Origin of the sequence: Phenylobacterium sp. (assembly GCF_036263695.1) — a bacterium.
Lineage (GTDB): Bacteria > Pseudomonadota > Alphaproteobacteria > Caulobacterales > Caulobacteraceae > Phenylobacterium.
The window spans coordinates 1-3,330 of sequence record NZ_DATAGM010000434.1; the positions used below are offsets into that span (position 1 = coordinate 1).

General features: G+C 68.0%; 4 protein-coding genes. 1 reads left to right on the forward strand and 3 read right to left on the reverse strand.

Annotated features, from left to right (window positions below):
- From VHK87_RS17585 to VHK87_RS17595, 3 genes are all read right to left on the reverse strand, one after another.
- On the reverse strand, positions 1 to 578 hold a 578-nt coding region (locus VHK87_RS17585; protein WP_329636191.1), incomplete at its 3' end, for a metallophosphoesterase family protein.
- Positions 562 to 1,338 carry a nucleotidyltransferase family protein gene (locus VHK87_RS17590; protein ID WP_329636194.1) on the reverse strand — a complete coding sequence of 259 codons (777 nt, stop codon included), beginning with the start codon at positions 1,336 to 1,338 and terminating at the stop codon, positions 562 to 564. The genes VHK87_RS17590 and VHK87_RS17585, both read right to left, overlap by 17 nt.
- 80 nt (positions 1,339 to 1,418) lie before the next feature.
- Entirely contained in the window at positions 1,419 to 2,189 is a 771-nt protein-coding gene (locus VHK87_RS17595) for a Crp/Fnr family transcriptional regulator (RefSeq protein WP_329636192.1), read from the reverse strand.
- 268 nt (positions 2,190 to 2,457) lie between these two features.
- Here VHK87_RS17595 and VHK87_RS17600 point away from each other — a divergent pair.
- A partial coding sequence (locus tag VHK87_RS17600; protein WP_329636193.1) for a HAMP domain-containing protein occupies positions 2,458 to 3,330 on the forward strand: 873 nt, incomplete at its 3' end.

The following is a 3,330-nucleotide window of genomic DNA, read 5'->3' on the forward strand; positions in this document are numbered from 1 at the left end:
AGCCGCGCCGAGCCCAGGAAGGGGAAGATCTCTGGCGGCTCGCCCATCACCGTCTCGATGACTGGTGAATAGTGCAGCACCACCACGGTCCGCTCCGTCCGCAGCATGCGGAGCGAGGACTCCAGCTTCAGGTTCTCCTCCACCGAGGCTTGAACGAAGTCCTTGATCGGGCCCTCGCCGAACGGGGTCAGCATGTGCCGCCCGAAACCGCCGATGAATCCCTTCGCGCCGGCGAAGCCCACGCCGCCGATTTCGTAAGCCTGGCCGTCCAGCACCTGCATCCCGGCCTGGTGCAGGATCTTGGCGACTTCGTCCGGCTGGCCGCACTCGTAGTCGTGGTTGCCGAGCACCCCGACGACCGGGATGGTGCAGGCCATCAGGTCCTCGGCCAGGTTCTCGGCCTCCTTCGTCTTGCCGAAGTTGGTCAGGTCGCCGCACAGCACGAGCACGTCGGCTTCCGACGAGATCTGCGCAAACAGCTCGCGGTAGGGCCGCTCGTGGTCCTCGCCCACGTGCAGGTCGCCGACGGCGGCCACGCGAAGCGCGCCGGCGCCATTGGTCTCAGTGGATGGGTTCATGCCGCTCCTCGAGCCCCTTGCCCACGACGTCGGCGAAGCCCCACTCGGTGATGTCGGTCACGTAGTCGCGGGGCGAGAACAGCCGCCCACGGCAGACCCGCACCCGTGCCGGCGGCAGGGTGACCTGGGCCGCCAGGCGGTCGGTCAGCTCCCGCATGATCTCGGCGGGGATCACGTTCCGCTCCGTCGGGTAGATGAAGCGGAAGTTCAGGAGGTGGATGAGCAGCACCTCCCAATAGGGTTCGGCGTAGCGCAGCAGCCGGTCCCAATCGATGGCGTCATGCTTCTTCAGGATGACGTGGGCGATGTCCGCGCCGTCGTAGCGGTAGCGGTCCTGAATGAACATCTTCGACCAGATCAGCTCGGTCGGCGAGGTGATCTTGCACTCCACGTCGTAGACGGTGACCGTGTCGTTGTTCTGGAACCAGTCGTCGGTGATCGGCAGGGTGCCGTTGGACATGTTGAAGATCACGTCGAAGAAGTTGGCGTCCTGGAACACCTTGGCGATCCAGCGCTCGTCCTCGACCTCGGTCCGGTAGCCCCGCTCCTGGAAGAAGGCGAGAATCTTCGGGTAGTCGCCGGCCTTGCAGAAGATGTCGAGGTCCTTGGTCGGCCGGTGGATGCCCGTGTAGGCGGTGACCGCGTAGGTGCCCGACAGCAGGAAGGGCAGGCCGGACTCGGCTAGCAGGCGCAGGCTGGTTGCGAAGAATTCCTCGGCCTCGGGGGGCGGAGCGAAGTCTCCGGGGTTGGTTTGAAGCATCGACAAATTGAGGTCCCTCGGCGGCCGGGTTCTGGCTGCGCCGCTACCTCAACGGCGCCCCCGCGGGGGAGTTCCTGGGTTCACGCCAGCGGGGCGGTCGCCCGGGCCAGGGCCTCGACGTTCGCGGCTGGGCCGCTCGTCCGGCGCGGCGCGCGCAGGGGCTCGTAAGCGCACAGCTCGGCCAAAGCGTCGGGGTCGTGCAGCACGGCGATCCCGGACCGCAGCTCGATGAGCCCTTCCCGGCGCAGCTGCTGGATGGTGCGGTTCACGTGTACGATCGACAGGCCCAGGGCGTCGGCCAGGGTCTCCTGGGTCAGCGGCATCGGCAGGCGGCGCTCTTCGGCAAGTCCGACCCGCGCCAGACGGTCGCGCAGCTCCAGCAGCAGGTGCGCCATGCGCTCATAGGCGGTCAGCCGGCCGAGCCGCACGATGTGGTCCAGCAGCAGCCGCTCCTCTTCCTCCCGCATCGCCTCGAAGGCCTCGGCAAGACCGGCGTGGAGAAGCGAGTCCTCGGCGGCCTGGAACAGGCCCGGCGCTTCGACTGTCTCGACCGGCGTCAAGGCGACGAGGCTGACGGCGCCGCGGCGGCGGCCTTCGCAGGGATCGCCCGGCAAGACGAAGCTGAAGATCTGTCGAGCACCATCGCTCATCACCCGCCGTCGGCTGGCCCAGCCGGAGACCAGGATGCGCCGGCCCGGCAGGTCGGCGCCGGCCGAATGGCTCTCCAGCCGCCGGGCGGCCGCTTCGATCAGCTCCAGGTCGGACCCTGAAAGGCCGCTGAGGGCGCCGAAACGGCGCGCCATCAGCTCGCCAGCGCGCGCCGCGCGTCCCGCCAGACGTTCGGACACCATCCGCCCCCCTCCGTTCTCAGAGCTTCACCGTACGGAGGGAGAAAGCGTCACCGCAGAAACGGTTCCCTAGGAGGCTGCGGCAGCGCGCCGCAGGGGGCGTAAGCCCTGTGGATAACGCACCCACACTGGGAACTCCCCGCCATATCCGTGCGTTCGGCGACTCGGGTCGGGGTGCGTCCATCGAAATCTCCAGCCCCCCAATGCCTCACGCGCGGGCGCCGCACGTGACGGGCATCGGGTCCGCAACCCTTATTCGATCGGGGGATCGATGCCTGCTTCCGCCGCCGCCGCCAAGGCTAAGCCGCAACGTCGCGCTAAATCCGTCGCGAGCGAAGAGAGGCTCGAGACGCGTGAGCTTCTGGCCGCCCTCAAGGCGTTCCGGCGAGGGGACTTCTCGGTCCGCCTGCCGCGCAGCCTGGCCGGGGTCGACGGCGAGATCGCCGACGCCTTCAACGAGGTCGTCGAACTCAACGATCGGATGACAAAAGAGTTCGAGCGGCTCGGCGAAGTGGTCGGCCGGCAGGGCAAGATCACCCACCGGGCCAAGCTGCCGGCGGCCACCGGCTCCTGGGCCGCCAGCGTGGACGCGGTCAACAACCTGATCGCCGACATGGTCCACCCGACTGCCGAAATGGCCCGGGTGATCGGCGCCGTCGCCAAGGGCGACCTCTCCCAGACCATGGACCTGGAGAACGAAGACCGGCCCCTGCGCGGCGAGTTCCTGCGCATCGGCAAGGTCGTGAACACCATGGTGGGCCAGCTGGGCTCGTTCGCCTCGGAAGTGACCCGCGTGGCGCGGGAAGTGGGCACGGAAGGCAAGCTCGGCGGTCAGGCCCAGGTGAAGGGCGTCGCCGGCACCTGGAAGGACCTCACCGACAACGTGAACCTGATGGCCGCCAACCTGACCGGTCAGGTGCGGAACATCGCCGAAGTGACCACCGCCGTGGCCAACGGCGACCTCTCCAAGAAGATCACCGTGGACGTGCGCGGCGAGGTGCTGGAGCTGAAGAACACCATCAACACCATGGTGGACCAGCTGAACGCCTTCGCCTCGGAAGTGACCCGCGTGGCCCGTGAAGTGGGTACGGAAGGCAAGCTGGGCGGCCAGGCGCAGGTGAAGGGCGTCGGCGGCACCTGGAAA